Annotated in this window: 18 protein-coding genes and 1 rRNA gene; 11 read left to right on the plus strand and 8 right to left on the minus strand. The window is 41.3% G+C overall.

The annotated features are described in order from the left end of the window. Positions 1-7: 7 nt before the first annotated feature. Complete coding sequence (locus tag CWC30_RS00320; RefSeq protein WP_013463660.1) at positions 8-220, plus strand: EF-hand domain-containing protein; 213 nt, start codon at positions 8-10, stop codon at positions 218-220. Positions 221-284: 64 nt separating this feature from the next. Further along, the gene (locus CWC30_RS00325; RefSeq protein ID WP_010392739.1) at positions 285-500 is read left to right on the plus strand and encodes an EF-hand domain-containing protein; all 216 of its coding nucleotides are present in this window, start codon (positions 285-287) and stop codon (positions 498-500) included. Between the two features lie 59 nt (positions 501-559). Here CWC30_RS00325 and CWC30_RS00330 read toward each other — a convergent pair whose 3' ends face one another. The 5 genes from CWC30_RS00330 to def all read right to left on the minus strand — a co-directional run bounded on the left by CWC30_RS00330 (position 560) and on the right by def (position 7,134). Further along, positions 560-2,710: a TonB-dependent siderophore receptor gene (locus tag CWC30_RS00330; RefSeq protein WP_249929800.1), complete on the minus strand. Its 2,151-nt coding sequence runs from the start codon at positions 2,708-2,710 to the stop codon at positions 560-562. Between the two features lie 192 nt (positions 2,711-2,902). After that, positions 2,903-4,279, minus strand: coding sequence for a Trk system potassium transporter TrkA (trkA, locus tag CWC30_RS00335; protein ID WP_036980748.1), 1,377 nt, complete (start codon positions 4,277-4,279; stop codon positions 2,903-2,905). A 75-nt stretch (positions 4,280-4,354) separates the two neighbouring features. Next, positions 4,355-5,650, minus strand: a complete 1,296-nt coding sequence (gene rsmB / locus CWC30_RS00340) for a 16S rRNA (cytosine(967)-C(5))-methyltransferase RsmB (protein ID WP_036980750.1) — start codon at positions 5,648-5,650, stop codon at positions 4,355-4,357. Then, positions 5,643-6,596, minus strand: a complete 954-nt coding sequence (gene fmt, locus CWC30_RS00345) for a methionyl-tRNA formyltransferase (RefSeq protein WP_138626108.1) — start codon at positions 6,594-6,596, stop codon at positions 5,643-5,645. The genes rsmB and fmt overlap by 8 nt, the downstream gene beginning before the upstream one ends. A 31-nt stretch (positions 6,597-6,627) precedes the next feature. After that, entirely contained in the window at positions 6,628-7,134 is a 507-nt protein-coding gene (gene def, locus CWC30_RS00350) for a peptide deformylase (protein WP_013463665.1), read from the minus strand. Positions 7,135-7,253: 119 nt separating this feature from the next. Here def and CWC30_RS00355 point away from each other — a divergent pair, with 119 nt between their 5' ends. From CWC30_RS00355 to hemF, 6 genes are all read left to right on the plus strand, one after another. Further along, complete coding sequence (locus tag CWC30_RS00355; RefSeq protein ID WP_069438497.1) at positions 7,254-8,375, plus strand: LysM peptidoglycan-binding domain-containing protein; 1,122 nt, start codon at positions 7,254-7,256, stop codon at positions 8,373-8,375. A gap of 28 nt (positions 8,376-8,403) precedes the next feature. Beyond that, on the plus strand, positions 8,404-9,495 hold the full coding sequence (gene dprA / locus CWC30_RS00360) for a DNA-processing protein DprA (RefSeq protein WP_138626109.1): 1,092 nt from the start codon (positions 8,404-8,406) through the stop codon (positions 9,493-9,495). 1 nt (position 9,496) lies between these two features. Beyond that, positions 9,497-9,970, plus strand: coding sequence for a DUF494 family protein (locus CWC30_RS00365; protein ID WP_036980756.1), 474 nt, complete (start codon positions 9,497-9,499; stop codon positions 9,968-9,970). 111 nt (positions 9,971-10,081) lie between these two features. Further along, on the plus strand, positions 10,082-10,657 hold the full coding sequence (locus CWC30_RS00370; RefSeq protein ID WP_138626110.1) for a DNA topoisomerase family protein: 576 nt from the start codon (positions 10,082-10,084) through the stop codon (positions 10,655-10,657). Between the two features lie 23 nt (positions 10,658-10,680). After that, positions 10,681-11,244, plus strand: a complete 564-nt coding sequence (tsaC, locus tag CWC30_RS00375; protein WP_036980759.1) for an L-threonylcarbamoyladenylate synthase type 1 TsaC — start codon at positions 10,681-10,683, stop codon at positions 11,242-11,244. A 2-nt stretch (positions 11,245-11,246) separates the two neighbouring features. Then, complete coding sequence (gene hemF / locus CWC30_RS00380) at positions 11,247-12,164, plus strand: oxygen-dependent coproporphyrinogen oxidase (protein ID WP_138626111.1); 918 nt, start codon at positions 11,247-11,249, stop codon at positions 12,162-12,164. A 46-nt stretch (positions 12,165-12,210) separates the two neighbouring features. Here the strand turns inward: hemF and CWC30_RS00385 are convergent, their stop codons facing one another. Continuing rightward, positions 12,211-13,815: a methyl-accepting chemotaxis protein gene (locus tag CWC30_RS00385; RefSeq protein WP_138626112.1), complete on the minus strand. Its 1,605-nt coding sequence runs from the start codon at positions 13,813-13,815 to the stop codon at positions 12,211-12,213. Positions 13,816-13,917: 102 nt separating this feature from the next. Beyond that, positions 13,918-14,355 carry a group II truncated hemoglobin gene (locus tag CWC30_RS00390; RefSeq protein ID WP_013463674.1) on the minus strand — a complete coding sequence of 146 codons (438 nt, stop codon included), beginning with the start codon at positions 14,353-14,355 and terminating at the stop codon, positions 13,918-13,920. 52 nt (positions 14,356-14,407) lie between these two features. Here CWC30_RS00390 and aroE point away from each other — a divergent pair, with 52 nt between their 5' ends. Further along, positions 14,408-15,232 (plus strand): shikimate dehydrogenase, encoded by an 825-nt coding sequence (gene aroE, locus CWC30_RS00395; protein WP_138626113.1) that lies wholly within the window; start codon positions 14,408-14,410, stop codon positions 15,230-15,232. Further along, positions 15,229-15,483, plus strand: a complete 255-nt coding sequence (locus tag CWC30_RS00400; protein ID WP_138626114.1) for a DUF1488 family protein — start codon at positions 15,229-15,231, stop codon at positions 15,481-15,483. The genes aroE and CWC30_RS00400 overlap by 4 nt, the downstream gene beginning before the upstream one ends. 15 nt (positions 15,484-15,498) lie before the next feature. Here the strand turns inward: CWC30_RS00400 and CWC30_RS00405 are convergent, their stop codons facing one another. Further along, the gene (locus tag CWC30_RS00405) at positions 15,499-16,038 is read right to left on the minus strand and encodes a gamma carbonic anhydrase family protein (RefSeq protein WP_138626115.1); all 540 of its coding nucleotides are present in this window, start codon (positions 16,036-16,038) and stop codon (positions 15,499-15,501) included. A gap of 569 nt (positions 16,039-16,607) precedes the next feature. On the opposite strand from CWC30_RS00405, the gene CWC30_RS00410 reads away from it, so the two are divergent. Then, a 16S ribosomal RNA gene (locus tag CWC30_RS00410) occupies positions 16,608-16,686 on the plus strand; the annotation flags it as partial.

The following is a 16,686-nucleotide window of genomic DNA, read 5'->3' on the forward strand; positions in this document are numbered from 1 at the left end:
TTAAATTATGAAAACATTACATAAAACATTCGCACTTATCGCTCTTGCTTCTTCATCAGCTGCTTTTGCAGCAAGCGACTTTGACATGCTTGATACTGATGGTAACGGCGCTATTAGTCAAAGCGAAGCGGCTGTAAACGCTGATTTAACAGCCGCATTTACTGAGCTTGATACTGACGGTAATGGTGAGCTTTCTAAAGCTGAGTTTGCAAACTTTTAATTTTTGACTTTTTTCATTGCACAGGGATCTCAGAAAAGGATTTCCCTCTTATAGGAGACTTATTATGAAAGCATTAAACACAACACTTGCGATTTTAGTATTAGCGTCATCATCAGCAGCTTATGCAGCGGTAGATTTTGCCTCTTTTGATAGTAATGGCGACGGTGTAATTAGTCAGCAGGAAGCTGCGTCTAATAAACAACTAATGAATATTTTTGATGACTTAGATACTGACGGAAATGGTGAACTTTCTAAAGAAGAGTTTGCAAGAGTACAATAAGTATTACCCCATCATACTCCACTAAAGCCGCTGAATAGTCAGCGGCTTTTTTATACTTGTTAGAGACTATATTTAAGTTGGAGAGAGAAACTTCTTGGCTTGCCATAACGATATTGGTTATAGAACCCAATTTGACTGTAATAATGCTTATCAAATAAGTTATCGATATTTAGGCTAACAGATAATTGCTCATTCATTTGATAATTCGCCATTAGGCTGGCAATACCATAACTAGGCTGGTTTACCTCAACAGCGCCATAAACAGGGTTTTTAACTTCATCATAGCTATTGCTTTGCCAGCGATAGCCACCACCCACTTTTAGATTGTCTAATGCACCTGAGAGTTGATAGCTAGTAAAAAGTTTAAATTGATCTTTTGGGTTGGTGGTATTTAATACCGTATTATCCGGTTTTTCGCCTTTACTATGGGTATAGCCAAAATAAGCGTTCCAGTTGTCGGTTAATTTTCCGTTGATTTCTAGCTCGTAGCCCTGAGTTAATGTGCCGTCAATGGGCTTGTAGATAGCCTGAAGTGTTTCTGCAATGGTATCTCCCGTGTACTCGCCTACATTATCTTGATAAATTTTAAATCCAGAAAGGGATATGTCTAAACGTTCATCAAGTACAGAAGCTTTTATGCCAAGTTCATAATTCTTACCTTTAATAGGGCTTAAATAATGTCCATTTTTATCAACTCGACTTTGTGGTGTAAAAATATCAGTGTAATTAGCATACAAAGCCCAACTCTGTGTTAGTTCATAAGTTGCTCCAAAATAATTAGTTAGTTCATCATTTATTTTATAATCATGCATGCGACCAAAATTATCTTGATTGGTTTGCCATTGATTTAACCGGCTTCCAACAATTAAAGACAAGGCATCGGTTATATTTAGTTGTGCAGCAACATAAAGTGCATCTTGTTTAGTTGTGCCATAAGAGCCGTAAGCCGCTTCTGACTGCCAATTTGGTTTTGCAATGCTATAACTAGAGTCAGTGAAATCGCCGATAACATAGTCACTTTGTTGACTAGCATAATAAGGGGTCGAAAACTGTTGCTCTTGGGTATTATAACCAAATAGCAGTTGGTGACTTTGGCCCAGCCAATTAAACCGACCATTGAGTTCAACCTCATAGGTATCCTGCGTTCTGTTTGCATCAATATAGTTTATAGAACCGGGTTTCATTCCAGTGTTGTTTATAGGATCGGGCTCTCCTTTTACCCAAAACACATCATAGTCTAGGTCGTTATCACCATAGACATAATTAGCGGTTAGCTGCCAGTTAGCGTTAAAGTAATGCTCTAGGCGAATAAACGCATTAAGTGCATCGGTTCGAGAAGAGGCCCAATCTTGAGCTGTTGAAACACCTCTGTCATAAGCAGTGCGGGAGCCATCACTATAAAAAATAGGCAAACCACCTGACATTGTTCCTTTAGGAGTTGTCGATTGATTGTCAACAGCAAGCGTCAACAAAGTATTGTTAGAAAGATCTGCCTCAATAATGCCATATAATGTTTGACTGGTTTGCGAAAAGCGATCTTGATATGAGTGTCTATCTTGATAAGCAACAACAGCTCGTCCTCTTATACTTTCACTATTAATTATGCTTCCTGACACATCCACCATCGCGCGGTAGTTGTCCCATGAGCCTAATGAAGCAGTAAGATTTACTTGAGTGTTTACAGTTGGGCGTTTACGTATCAAATTAATTGCTGCCGAAGGGTTACCCGCGCCCAGCATTAACCCCGTTGCCCCTCTAACTATTTCGATACGCTCATAAATTGCGGTATCGGTTAGGTTATCTCCATAATTAAAGCGGGTGTCATAGGTGGTCGCTATGCCATCATAAAGTATGCTGGTGACACTAATACCTCGGGCTGAAATAGAAAACTTACCATTATCTGCTTCTCGAGCATTTATGCCTGTCACACTGGTTATAGCTTCAATTGCGGTATTTAGTTGTTGGTCTGCCATGAAGTCGCTGGTTATCGCTATCGTTGATTGCGGCGTTTGCAAATGTGATAGCTCAAGACCTGTTGCAGAGCTCATGGAATTAACTTTATAGCCGTTCGCTTGCTCTCCGATTACGGTTAACCTTTCGATACCTTCGCTAGTGTGGGCGAGCGTTTGAGTTGAAACTGTTGAAAGTAAAAGGCCAACCAGAGTGTAATGAGTTACGGGATAATTTTTCTTTGAGAGTAGGTGTATCATTTGAAATCCATTTTTATTTAAAAACGTGAAATTAACTTTTCACATTAGTAGATGTCGCTGCTTGATAATCGAGCAAGAAGAGACTAATGGATTTTCCTTTATTAGTAAATGCTTTTGATAATGATTTTCATTTAGGTTTGGGTATTCTCCTTTTTACTTACAAGCGGGTTGTGAATAAAAAGGAGGAATTAATTATAAAAAGATTGCGCTAACTTGGAATAACTTTTCAACCACGTTAATGTGCTTTTTATCAATTAAGAACATGATTACATGATCGCCTGACAAAATAATTGTATCGTCATGGGCAATCAGTACATCGTCATTTCGCACAATTGCACCTATTGTGGTACCTGCTGGCAATTTAATATCGGCAATTGCGCGACCTACCACTTTAGAGGTATTTTCATCACCATGGGCAACCGCTTCTATGGCTTCTGCGGCTCCTTTACGTAGTGAGTACACGTTTACAATATCGCCACGGCGCACGTGAGTCAGCAATGCAGAAATAGTCGCTTGTTGTGGTGAAATCGCAATATCAATTTCGCCGCCCTGTACTAAATCAACGTAAGCGCCTCGTTGAATAAGTACCATGGTTTTTTGTGCCCCCATGCGTTTTGCGAGCATAGCCGACATTATATTTACTTCATCGTCGTTGGTAACGGCAATAAACACATCAACCTGTTCAATGTGTTCTTCAGAGAGCAGCTCCTGATCGGATGCATCACCACAAAATACCACGGTGTTGTCGAGCATTTCAGAAAGCTGTTCGCCACGCTCTTTACTTCGCTCTAGTAACTTAACGCTGTGGTTTCTTTCCAGTGAACGGGCTAGACCTGCACCAATATTACCGCCACCGGCAATCATGATTTTTTTATACGAGCGTTCCAGCTTTTGTAGCTCGTTCATTACCGCACGAATGTGTTTGGTTGCGGCAATAAAAAATACTTCATCGTCGGCTTCTATTACGGTGGTGCCTAAGGGTTTTATCGCTTTACCTTGGCGGTAAATAGCGGCTACCCGAGTTTCAACATTAGGAATATGCTGCTTAAGTGTAGATAGGGCATAGCCTACCAATAAGCCGCCATAGTAGGCTTTTACAGCCACTAAAGAGAGCATGCCATCGGCAAATTGCAGTACTTGTAATGCGCCAGGGTAGTCTATTAGGCGGCGAATATACTTAGTAACGAGTGCTTCTGGGGCAATATAATGATCGACGGGTAAGTCATCATTATGGAATAGTTTTTCGCGGTATTTTAAATACTGCTCAGAGCGAATACGGGCTATTTTGGTCGGTGTATTAAAAATACTGTAGGCAACTTGGCATGCCACCATGTTAACTTCATCTGAGCTGGTCACTGCAATAATCATATCGGCATCTTCAGCCCCTGCGCGACTTAGCACGTCAGGGTGAGCGCCATGGCCTGCAACACCTTGTAAATCGTACTTATCTTGCAGTTCGCGCAAGCGGTTACCGTCGATATCAACTACGGTTATTTCGTTTTGTTCACCCACTAGGTTTTCTGCGAGTGTGCCGCCAACTTGCCCAGCACCGAGTATGATTATTTTCATTATGTGCCCATATTATTAATACTAATTACATCAAAGTATTAGCTACCTCTAAACTGAAGTAGCTAAATGTGTTGCCTAGGTTTTTTTAACTAATTTAGCGTAGTAAAAACCGTCACTTTCGCCTGGTAATAACTGCAAGCCTGGTATGGTTTTAGTGTCTTCGCTGTGCAAAGGAATATGCTCTGCGTCTTCATTATTAGCTAAAAACTTAGCAACTTGTTGTTGGTTTTCTTGTGGAAGCACCGAACAAGTTGCATACACCAATGTACCGCCTGGCTTTAACAATGGCCAAATGCTGTCGAGTATATCGCCTTGGAGGGTCGATAAATCGTTAATGTCGGATGCGCGACGTAACCATTTAATATCTGGGTGACGACGAATTACGCCAGTTGCAGAGCAGGGTACATCTAACAAAATACGATCAAACTGTTCTTCATCCCACCAAGTGTGAGGTTGCGATGCATCACCACATTGTAAGTCGGCGCCCAAACCTATGCGTTCTAGGTTTTGTTTAACACGTTCTAGGCGTGTGGCATCGCTATCAAGCGCAAGTACATCAGCATCGGCAAGCTCTAAAATATGGCAGGTTTTACCACCAGGCGCTGCACAGGCATCGAGTATTGCATCACCATTTTGTGGGTCTAGATAGCGTGCAGCAAGCTGCGCTGCCGCATCTTGTACTGAACAGGCACCGGTATCAAACTCAGGAAGTGAAAACACATCGCGTGGTTTGCTTAGTTTAATGCCATCAATAAAATCAGGGTTTAGAGTATGTTCAATATCGTTAGCGGTTAGCATTTCGCTATATTCTTGGGTGCTAAACTGCGATTGATTCACTCGAAGCCACATTGGCGCTTGTTGCTGATTAGCTTCTAGAATGTCTTCCCAGCTATCTGGGTAGGCTTCTTTTACTTGCTTTATAAACCAGTTTGGATGGTTGTATAAACACACCGGAATTTGTTTGGCTTTTTCTTCAAGCTCAGTTTGTTGGCGCTGAAAGCTTCGTAAAATGGCGTTAATAAGCCCTTTCAAGCCAAGAGCACGTAATTGTTGTAACGCATTAACGGTTTCGCTAATTGCTGCATGCGGCGGTACACGCATGTGTTGTAGTTGGTAAATACCCACATACAACAAGAACTGGAAAATACGGCGTTTGCCTTTAAGCGGTTGTTCTACTAAATGCTGGCAATAATTTTCTAGGCTAGGTAAGTAACGTAATACTCCATAGCAAATTTGCTGCAGTAAGGCTTTATCTTTAGGTGATAAGCCTTGGCTAGCGAAAGGGAGTTCTTGATTAAGCGATGCGCCTTTATCAACCACGTTATATAAAGTTTCAGCGGCTAGCGCTCTGACATTGCTTACATTACTCATTATTTTCGCCTAATACGATGCCGGGTGTGACCCAGTCGCTACGACCGTTTAAAAAATCATTAATTGCCATTGGCTTTTTGCCTTGTGGTTGTAATTCGCTAATAGATAAAGCGTGTTTACCACAAGCCACAACGATACCGTTTTTATCACTTGCTAATACAGTGCCAGCTGCGCCTGACTGTTCAACCACGTTTGCTTGGTATATTTTTACCGTATTACCACGCATTTGGGTAAAGCATACTGGCCATGGGTTAAAGGCACGAATGTTACGCTCGATTTGCTCGGCATCCATAGACCAATCAATGTTGGCTTCGTCTTTTGAGAGCTTTTTAGCGTAATTGGCATCGGCGTCGTTCTGTGGCTCAGGCGTTATGTCCCCGTTGGCTAAACGATTTATGGTGTCGATTAATGCATCAGGTCCCAGTTCAGCAAGCTTAGCGTATAAGCTTGCACTGGTTTCAGTACTATCAATAGGGCAGCGGCTAATATGCAGCATATCGCCGGTATCTAGCCCTTCATCCATTTGCATTATGGTTACACCGGTTTGCTGATCGCCTGCCCAAATAGCACGTTGAATAGGCGCGGCGCCACGCCAGCGCGGTAAAATAGAACCATGTACATTTAAACACCCTAAACGTGGGGCATCTAAAATGGCTTTAGGTAAAATTAAACCGTAGGCAACGACAATCATGATATCGGCATTGAGGCAGCTTAGCTCTTCAAGTGCTTCGTCTGTTTTGAGTGATTGCGGTTGAAAAACGGGTAGGTCATGTTCTAATGCAAGCGCTTTTACTTCACTGGCTTTTAGTTTTTTTCCGCGACCCGCTGGACGATCTGGTTGACTGTAAACGCCCACTATTTGGTGTTCACTATCTATGAGTGCTTGCAGATGGCGTGCAGCAAAGTCCGGCGTACCGGCAAATATAATGCGTAATGGTTGTGTCACTGAGTTTCCTAATTATTTACTAAGGTGCTTATTACTGCGCTGCAAACTTCGCTTCTTTTTCAAGCTTTTTACGAATGCGTTGGCGCTTTAATGGAGATAAATAATCAATAAATAATTTACCTTGAAGGTGATCAAGTTCATGCTGAATACAAATCGCTAATAATTCGTCAGCATCAAGAATAAACTCTTTACCTTCTTCGTTGAGTGCAGCTACGGTAACGGTTTCTGCACGGTCAACTTTTGCATACGAATGAGGAACTGATAAACAGCCTTCTTCGCTCACGGTTGAGCCATCTTTTTTGATAATTTGCGGATTGATAAGCACGAGTGGTTCATTGCGCTCTTCTGATACGTCGATCACCACAATACGCTGGTGAATATCAACCTGTGTAGCAGCAAGCCCAATACCATTTTCATCGTACATAGTTTCTAGCATATCTTTGACAATTTCACGCACTTGATCGTCAACAACAGTTACTTCTTTTGCGATTGTACGTAAACGTTCATCTGGAAATCTTAAAACTTCTAACCTAGCCATAGTTACCTTTTACACTTATGCTTGAATTTAGGGTATTGTATGTTCTTATTTTAGCCATTCACGTTCCCCTTTAACAGGTTTTGGTTAATAATAATGAAAAAACACTATGAGGAAGCTCAATGAAATCTCCATTAATTGCAATTATACTTGTATTAGGTGCAACTTTTCCTGTGCTGGCAGATGTACTAACTATAAAAAAAGATGCACCTAAACAGTATGTTGTGAAAAAAGGTGACACGCTTTGGGATATCTCAGCTATATATCTAAACGAACCTTGGTTATGGCCTGAACTATGGCAAATGAACCCACAAATAGACAACCCTCACCTTATTTACCCCGGAGATGCGTTAGCATTAATTTACGATACAGACGGTAATCCGCGTTTAGTGATTAATAAAGCGTATCGAAAGCTATCACCTATGGGGCGTATTACGCCAAAAGGGAAAGATGCGATAACAACTTTACCGCTTGCGTTGATTAAACCGTATTTGTCGTTTGAGCAAGCTATTAACAGCGATACCATAAAAGAAAAGCCCTATATTTTGGGCGCCAACGAAAATACCAAAACCCAAACTATTGACCATATTTTATATGTAAAAGGTAACTTAAAACGTCATCAGGCATATGCTATTTATCATAAAGGTGCGCCTTATACTGACCCTAATACCGGTGAAGAGTTGGCGAGTAGAGCATCTTATGTGGGTATGGCTCGCGCGTTTAGAACAGGTGATGCGGCCAATGGCGAACCGGCCTCAGTAAGAGTTGAATCAGTAAAACGTGAGATCAAACAGGGTGACTTTTTATTACCTGCAATGGAAGGGCAGATGCTGCCAGTATATTTTGAGATGCATCGTCCTGAACAGCCAATGCAGGGTCAAGTGATTGCCTCTCCGCACGAGGTGAGAGAATTTAGCACGATGGATGTAGTGGTGCTAAACTTAGGTTCAGAGCAACAAGTTAAAGTAGGTCATGTACTGGATATTGAACGTCAGTCACCTAAGGTGATTGATAGTGCCAGAGGCCCGCGTTATACCGAAGATTCAAGTCGTTTAGAAAAATTGGTATCGGCTACTAGCGAATTATTTGGCTCAGAAACCGATGAAGATAGCGTTACTTGGAAAATGCCAGCAGAGAAAGTTGGTGAAATGATTATTTTTAAAGTGTATGACAAAGTTAGTTATGCGCTGATCACTAAAAATCAGCACCCAATTCGCATTGGAGATTTGGCAGTAATTCATTAAGTAGCGAGTCGGTGTTCTAGGAGGGAGCATGGAGCAATCGTTTGGCAAGCTAAGCCATTGGCTTGCCTTTTACTTATGCAAAGGGCTTGGAATAAAAACGCTATTAGCCCTCTCTAAACAGCATAGTTTAGAGTCACTGTTTTCCTTATCGCATTCCCAGCTGGTTATGTTGGGCTTAACAGCGAGTCAAGCAAGTAATTTACTTAATACAAATTGGCAGCAAGTTGCGCATTATGAACAGCTTATTAGCCAGCAACATATTATTGTTATTAATATTTTTGATACCACCTACCCAGAACACCTAAAACAAATAGCCAGTGCGCCATTATTACTTTTTTGTAAAGGCGATATCAGCTTACTGTCTTCTCCACAAATTGCGATTGTTGGCAGTCGAAATGCAACCACCACAGGACTTGAAATTGCTGCAGAGTTTGCACATCAGCTAACGCTTGCTGGCATAACAGTAACCTCTGGTATGGCGCGTGGCATTGATGGTGCTGCCCATAAAGGAGCGCTGGCAGGAAATGGTAAAACCATTGCCGTACTAGGGACTGGTGTTGATGTTTATTACCCTAAACGCCATAAGTTACTTACAGAGCAAGTATTAACACAGGGTTTATTGGTAAGTGAGTTTTTACCGGGCACCGCGGCCAACGCGCATAACTTTCCACGACGTAATCGCATTATTTCAGGACTCTCTTTAGGCGTTTTAATTGTTGAAGCCGAAATTAAAAGTGGCTCACTCATCACCGTACGTTATGCGCTTGAACAAAATAAAGACGTTTTTGCGGTGCCAGGCTCAATTAAAAACCCGCTGGCACAAGCAAGCCATTTTTTAATTAAGCAAGGTGCTAAGCTGGTAGAAAACGTCGCGGATATTCTTGATGAGATGAACTTTTCATACCCTTCTGGTCTAAACTATAAAGAGTTAACTGATGCTGTAACCTCAGATTGTGAGGTGCTTAACAGTATTGGTTTTGAGGTGACCAGTGTGGACGATATTATGCGTCGAGTACAGTGGCCAATTGATAAATTACAAGCGCGATTGCTTGATTTAGAGTTAGACGATCAAATTGAACGTGTATTAGACGGCTATATTAAATTAAGCGCTGGAGGATAATATGTTTGATATTCTCATGTATTTATTTGAAAACTATGTTCACAGCGAAGGCGATGTATTTGTTGAGCAAAGCACACTTACCGATGAGTTACTCCGCGCTGGGTTTAACAAACCCGAAATTAACAAAGCCATTGACTGGTTAGATCAACTTGCCGCATTACAATACAGCAATGAATCGCCTTATTTATTAGCCACTCCACAACATGCAGTGCGTATTTTTACCGACAGTGAGTGCCAAGTTCTCGACACCGAGTGTCGCGGCTTTTTAATGTTTGTTGAACAAACGGGCGTCATTAATAGCACCACTCGTGAAATGGTGATGGACCGTTTAGCGGCGCTTGATAATTCAGCTATTACTTTGGAAGATTTAAAATGGTTAATTCTTATGGTGTTATTTAACGCCCCTGATTCTCAGCAGGCGTATGAGCAAATGGAAGATCTTATTTTTGATGAGCCCAGTGAAGTGTTACATTAATCATTATTGCGTGTTTTATTATTTTCAGCGTTAACAAACCGACTGCCATAGCTTGTATCTTTAAGGGTTTTGGGTATATTAGGCGAAAATTCACCAACCACTAGGATTTACATGAGTAAAATCGATCATTCACTTTTCTCGGCTAATAAACACGCCTTAGAAAAAGAATATGAGATATGCCCGCAATGTGGTTCAGAACTCGTCATTCGTAATAGTAAATCTGGGTATTTTTTAGGCTGCGCTAGTTACCCTAAGTGCGATTTTATTCGTCCGCTTGCACATCATGATAGCAATGAAATCAAAATACTTGAGGACAGCGAGTGTCCAGAGTGTCGTAAGCCGCTGGTGGTGAAAAATGGCCGCTACGGTATGTTTATTGGCTGTACCGGTTACCCTGAATGTCATTATATTGCCAGTGAGCATGACGATACACCAAGTGAAGAGCCTGTGATTAGTTGTCCTAAATGTAAAAAAGGCCACTTGGTTTCACGCAGCAATAAATTTGGGAAAGTGTTTTATTCTTGCGACTGTTACCCAAGCTGTAAATATACGCTTAATCATAAACCTGTAGATCAAGCGTGCCCAGCATGTGACTGGCCAGTTGTTACTGAGAAAAAAACCGCGAGTGGTATTGTGTTACAATGCCCACAAAAAAGTTGTATGCATAAGTTTGCTGCCACTAAATAACGTAAATATCTCTGGAGACAATTTTGTCTGACCTTTCTTCTTTATCTGCTGCAATAACTAGCTTAGAACAAGGCGATGTTATTTTATACCCAACCGAAGCTGTTTATGGCCTTGGTTGCGATCCTGACAATCAACAGGCGGTGGAACGTTTATTGAGTATTAAACAACGCCCTGTTGAAAAAGGGCTTATTTTAATTGCTGACAATTACGGGCAATTATTAAAATACGTCGATGACGCTAAGCTGCCTATGGATAAACGTGCCGATATTTTTTCAAGTTGGCCAGGCGCACTCACTTTTGTGATGCCTGCAGCTAAGTCTACCCCAAAGTGGTTAACTGGGCAGTTTGATACTATTGCAGTAAGAGTAACTAACCACCCTACAGTTAAACGTTTATGTCAACAGTTTGGTAAACCACTGGTATCAACAAGTGCTAATTTAACCGGCCAAGCAACGGTAACAAGTATTGTTGAAGCTCAGCAGCAGTTTGGCGAGCAGGTTAGTTTTTATGTTGATGAACCATTAGGTGGTAATACACAACCAAGTACCATTAAAGATGCCATGACTGGCAATGTATTCAGAGGTTAACGATGCAAAGCGAATTATTAAAACAAGTAAAAGCGTACTTTATGGCTTTGCAAGATACCATTTGCCAAGGCTTAGAATCAGCCGATGGGAAAGCACAGTTTGTTGAAGACAGCTGGCAGCGAGAAGAGGGCGGCGGTGGTCGTACTCGCGTTATTACCAATGGTAATGTGATTGAGCAAGGCGGTGTGAATTATTCGCATGTATTTGGTGCCTCTATGCCGGGCTCTGCCACTGCCCATAGACCTGAGCTTGCTGGGCGCAGCTTTCATGCGTGTGGTGTATCGTTAGTGATCCACCCTAAAAACCCGCATATACCAACAAGCCATGCCAATGTACGCTTTTTTATTGCCGAAAAAGAAGGTGAAGAACCGATTTGGTGGTTTGGTGGTGGTTTTGATTTAACCCCGTTTTATCCTGTACTTGAAGATGTAGTGCATTGGCACCAAGTTGCGCACGATGTGTGTCAGCCTTTTGGCGATGATGTATATCCAAAATATAAAAAATGGTGTGATGAATACTTTTATTTAAAACATCGAGATGAAACCCGTGGCGTTGGCGGCTTATTTTTTGACGATTTGAATGAGTTAGGTTTTGAGCAAAGCTTTGCATTTATGCAATCGGTGGGTAATGGCTTTTTAAATGCTTACGTTCCTATTATTGAGCGTCGCAAAAACGATAAGTACACCGAACAACAACGCGACTTTCAATTATATCGCCGTGGTCGTTATGTTGAGTTTAATTTAGTCTGGGACCGTGGCACATTATTTGGCTTACAAAGCGGTGGCCGAACTGAATCTATTTTAATGTCGATGCCACCCTTAGCACGTTGGGAATATAACTATACCCCAGCCGAAGACAGTGCAGAGGCATTACTATATAAAGATTTCTTAAAGCCACGTGATTGGTTAGCTCTAGGCTAGAAATTGTCCGCCAGTCAATAAACTACTTATTGACTGGCTTTTAAAGTTATTGTTCTAGTTTAAAGCTTCGTACCTGCTCATCTAACGAGCGAGCTAAATTGAGTAACTCTTCACTGACTTTTTGATTTTCATCCGCATCTACTAACGATTGCTCTGCATTATCACTGATACCAACAACGCTTCTATTTATTTCTTCGGCGGCTAGATTTTGCTGCTCTGTTGCATCGGCTATTTGTATATTTAGCTCATTTATTTCATTCATTTGGCTAGAAATATCTTTTAAAGCCTGTGCAACTTGTTGTACTTGTTGCGCTCTTTTGTCAGCCTCCGCACACGACTCACCCATGGTTTTAACTGTTTGCGCTGCTTCTGATTGCAACTTATCTATAGTGCGGCGTATTTCATCGGTAGAGGCATGAGTTCGGGTTGCTAAAGTTCGTACTTCATCAGCAACAACGGCAAATCCTCTTCCAGCTTCACCTGCACGGGCAGCTTCAATGGCTGCATTAAGTGCTAATAAATTTGTTTGCTCGGCGATACTGCTGATCACCTCAAGCACTTTACCCACTTCAAGCGTTTGCTCTTGCAGTTGTCTCACTTGATCTGCCGCTTGGCGTACATCTTGTGCTAACTGATTAATGCTGAGCTCTGTTTGCTCTGCAACCTGCATGCTTTGCTGTGCTAGCTCATTACTGTTCTCAGATTTTTCTTGAGCAAAATGAGTGGTGTTTCTTACCTCGTTTGAAGAGCTTTCTAGCTCATTAATTGCTGCGGCCACCGAGTCGGTACTTTTCTTTTGTTCTAAAATAGCGCGCTCAGTAGTATCGGCAGAAGTATAAATTTTCTCTGCTGAATGAATAAGCACTTTTGAAGAGTGAGATACCTGAGCAATGTTATCTTTAAACGTAGCAATCATTTGGTTAAAACTGGTGGCAAGCCAGCCGAGTTCATCTTCGGCGTTATCTTCAATGCGTAAGGTTAGATCTTTATTAGTAGTGGCTAAGTGCATTGCATGGCCGAGCTTTTTAAGGCGCACTATAAATATTTTTCTAAACACTATACCTAGCAGCACAAAGGCAATAATAAAAATAGTAGACAGTAGGCTGGTGGTTATTAAGGTGTTGTAAGTTACCTCGCTATCAATATCGGCTAAGGAATAGCTAATTTTTACCACGCCTAGCACATCGCCTTCTTGTGCTTGATGGCAGCCTAAGCAGTTAGTGCCTTTATAATCAGAGCTTGCATACATCGGGCGTAGGTAGGTCATACTGCGATTATTATTGCTTTGCTCTATAAATAAACTTTCTTTACCCTGTAGTGCTTCGCGTTCGCTATTATTACTCGCTGTTTGGTTTTTATTGCCTGGTCCATACAGCTTATTGACTATGTCAGAGCGAATAATATGAGCATCTTCAATATTAGGGTGTTTGCGTAGCTTTTGGCTCAATAATTCTCGATTAGTCATAGTACCCGTTAGCATCATGGTGTTTATTGAATCAAAATAGTTATCGGCAAGTAGCTTGATGTTTTCTGCCACCGTATCTTGTGCGAGTGTGCGCTGTTGGCTCGCACTACTAAAAATACTGGCTATGAGTACTATAATGCCGGTAAATGCTAACAAAGCATAAATTTTATGTTGGATTGATTTCACCCGCGCCACGCTTTTCTAACTATTTGATAGGGTATTATCTTTATTTTAGAAAAGCGGGTTTTGACTTAGCGCAAATAATCCCCAATTAAAGAACGGGATAGATTAATGCTGATTAATCATATGACTGGCAAGCTGTGCCAGTGATTGGCGTAAACCTTCGCGTAAAACGGGGTTATCAATTTCTATGTCTAAGGTTTTATTCATGCAATACATCCACTGATCACGTAAATCTTGATCAATAGGAAATGGCATATGGCGTTTGCGCAGCATTGGATGGCCATGTTTTTCTACAAATAAGTCTGGGCCACCAAGCCAACCGGATAAAAACTCAAAAAATACTTGGCGAATTCTATCTAATGGTTGAGGATGCATATCATATAACGGTTTAGCGTATTCATCGCTGGCCATTATGTCGTAGAATCTATTGGCAATTGCACGCGTGGGCGCTTCTCCGCCGATGATTTCATACGGGGTTTTCTCTGGCGTAGGCGCTTGAGTGGTTGTAGACGGCTTTGATCTTGAAAAGAGTCTTTTAATCATAATTTTATCATCGTTAATAGGCAGTACTAAAACTGCAAAGAGGTTGTTTAAAATGGACAAATATGCGGTTTTTGGAAATCCAATCAAACATTCAAAATCTCCCAGCATACATCAGCAGTTTGCTAAGTCATTGGGAGAGCAAATCGACTATCGCGCAATATTAGCACCTATCGATGGATTTGAAAAAACAGTCGCTGCTTTTTTTGAGCAAGGGGGAAAAGGCGCCAATGTCACTGTTCCTTTTAAAGAGCAGGCTTTTGCTTTAGCCGATGAACTCACCCCAGTTGCTAAACTTGCAGGCGCAGTAAACACCCTTAAAAAGCGCGATGATGGTACCTTACTCGGTGATAACACCGACGGCATAGGCTTTGTGAACGATTTACTAGCGAATAAAATAACAATTACAGGTAAACGCCTGCTGATCATTGGTGCAGGTGGCGCTGCCCGTGGTGTTATTTTACCTTTACTTGAGCAGCAGCCTGAAGAAATCATTATCGTTAATCGCACTGCACATAAAGCTCAAACATTGGCAAAGCTCTTTACTGGGCACGGCAATGTTTCGGGGTATGGTTTTGACGACCTTCCTCAAGTTGATTATCACTTGGTTATAAATTCAACCTCGAGCAGCATGAATAACGAGTTACCTGCGTTAAGCGAAAAGCACTTAAGCGCATGTGAAATGGCTTACGATATGTTTTACGCCACGCAAAATACGCTATTCATGGATTGGGTCAGCGAACACAACAAAGCGGCTAAGCTATTGGACGGTAGTGGCATGCTAGTAGGCCAAGCCGCACAAGCTTATTATGTATGGCGAAATAAAATGCCGGACATTGTTCCCGTTGTTATTGCACTAAAGCAGGGAGTACTTAAATGAATCAAGCAATACAGTTTATAGACCGACTCGAATTTAGAGAGCCAACTCACCAGCTAGTTTTTTTTGCACAAGTAAGCGGAATGCTAGTTGAGTGTGTGATTGCTGTAAATAGTTTAAATTTAGCCGATGAGAGTCATGCAACGCGTTATTTTGAACAATATCGATTTGATTATGAAGAGCGTGCCGAGCAGCTAATCGAAGACGAAAGCTATAACTCGGCAGGGCAAATAGAAGTGAGTTTACTTAATTAAGTAAAAAAGCTGTGGTTATTTCGCGTCTTCAGCTAAGTATTCATCTTTAAGCTGCACGTAATTATCGGCAGACACTTTTAAAAAGCTCAGCTCTTGCTCTGTTAAAGGGCGAGCTTGTTTCGCTGGGCTACCTACATATAAAAAACCAGACTCTAAACGCTTATTAGGGGGGACTAAAGCACCGCCACCAATAATAACCTCATCTTCTACAATCACATTATCCATAATAATAGCGCCCATCCCCACGAGTATGCGGTTACCTAATACGCAGCCATGTAGCATTACCTTATGACCAACGGTTACATCATCACCAATAATAAGTGGGTAGCCATCTGGATTACTCTTTGTTGCTCTTGATAAGTGTAAAACACTGCCATCTTGTATATTAGTACGCTTACCGATACGAATATGATTAACATCACCACGGGCTGCAACTAGTGGCCATACACTACTATCATCACCTAGGGTGATATCACCGACTAATACAGACGACTCGTCTACATAAACAGATTCATTAAACGCAGGAGTTATTCCTTTATAAGAACGTATTGCCATACATGCACCTTTAAATTAAACATATTAAGAGTATTAGTGTAACAGTAGCGCTTATTTTAGTACCAGCAAAGCCTATATTGATTATAAAACTACCAGTTTCACCTGCTTTCGCTCAGATACTAACCGAACAGTGTGTTTTTTTAGTTTTTCTTTAAAAAAGTACTTGCGTAAAAATCTGTTCTCCCTATAATGCGACCCCACTGAGACAGGGAACGCCAACGCATAGCGAGGCATGAGCTACTCAGAGAGTTAAGTAAAACTTAAGTTTAAATCATCGAAAAAAGTTTAAAATTAAGTGTTGACTCAAAAAATAAAGGATGTATTATACGCATCCCTAGCGACAACGTCGCAACGTTCTTTAACAATATAAAGCAATCATCTGTGTGGGCACTCGTACAGGTTGAGTTCTAACAGCGAAGCTTAGTTTACTAGGTGACGCAAACAAATTTAGAGTCTCAATTGAACTGAGTGACCAACGGAAACAAGTTTACTTGTTTCAGCACAGTCAATTCGATTCGAAAGAATCAAAATTCAGAATTCATTGAGCTGTCGAAAGACATAAAACTTTTTAATTGAAGAGTTTGATCATGGCTCAGATTGAACGCTGGCGGCAGGCCTAACACATGCAAGTCGAGCGGTAACATTTCT

The organism is Pseudoalteromonas sp. S4741, assembly GCF_005886135.1.
In the GTDB taxonomy this organism is placed as follows: domain Bacteria; phylum Pseudomonadota; class Gammaproteobacteria; order Enterobacterales; family Alteromonadaceae; genus Pseudoalteromonas; species Pseudoalteromonas tetraodonis.

What these genes read in the sequence shown, in the direction of transcription:
- CWC30_RS00330 (WP_249929800.1), bottom strand. Translation starts at nt 2,710, where the DNA reads ATGATACACCTACTCTCAAAGAAAAATTATCCCGTAACTCATTACACT.
- CWC30_RS00400 (WP_138626114.1), top strand. Translation starts at nt 15,229, where the DNA reads ATGAATCAAGCAATACAGTTTATAGACCGACTCGAATTTAGAGAGCCA.
- hemF (WP_138626111.1), top strand. Translation starts at nt 11,247, where the DNA reads ATGCAAAGCGAATTATTAAAACAAGTAAAAGCGTACTTTATGGCTTTG.
- def (WP_013463665.1), bottom strand. Translation starts at nt 7,134, where the DNA reads ATGGCTAGGTTAGAAGTTTTAAGATTTCCAGATGAACGTTTACGTACA.
- aroE (WP_138626113.1), top strand. Translation starts at nt 14,408, where the DNA reads ATGGACAAATATGCGGTTTTTGGAAATCCAATCAAACATTCAAAATCT.
- dprA (WP_138626109.1), top strand. Translation starts at nt 8,404, where the DNA reads ATGGAGCAATCGTTTGGCAAGCTAAGCCATTGGCTTGCCTTTTACTTA.
- CWC30_RS00365 (WP_036980756.1), top strand. Translation starts at nt 9,497, where the DNA reads ATGTTTGATATTCTCATGTATTTATTTGAAAACTATGTTCACAGCGAA.
- rsmB (WP_036980750.1), bottom strand. Translation starts at nt 5,650, where the DNA reads ATGAGTAATGTAAGCAATGTCAGAGCGCTAGCCGCTGAAACTTTATAT.
- CWC30_RS00370 (WP_138626110.1), top strand. Translation starts at nt 10,082, where the DNA reads ATGAGTAAAATCGATCATTCACTTTTCTCGGCTAATAAACACGCCTTA.
- CWC30_RS00325 (WP_010392739.1), top strand. Translation starts at nt 285, where the DNA reads ATGAAAGCATTAAACACAACACTTGCGATTTTAGTATTAGCGTCATCA.
- trkA (WP_036980748.1), bottom strand. Translation starts at nt 4,279, where the DNA reads ATGAAAATAATCATACTCGGTGCTGGGCAAGTTGGCGGCACACTCGCA.
- CWC30_RS00405 (WP_138626115.1), bottom strand. Translation starts at nt 16,038, where the DNA reads ATGGCAATACGTTCTTATAAAGGAATAACTCCTGCGTTTAATGAATCT.
- CWC30_RS00320 (WP_013463660.1), top strand. Translation starts at nt 8, where the DNA reads ATGAAAACATTACATAAAACATTCGCACTTATCGCTCTTGCTTCTTCA.
- CWC30_RS00355 (WP_069438497.1), top strand. Translation starts at nt 7,254, where the DNA reads ATGAAATCTCCATTAATTGCAATTATACTTGTATTAGGTGCAACTTTT.
- CWC30_RS00390 (WP_013463674.1), bottom strand. Translation starts at nt 14,355, where the DNA reads ATGATTAAAAGACTCTTTTCAAGATCAAAGCCGTCTACAACCACTCAA.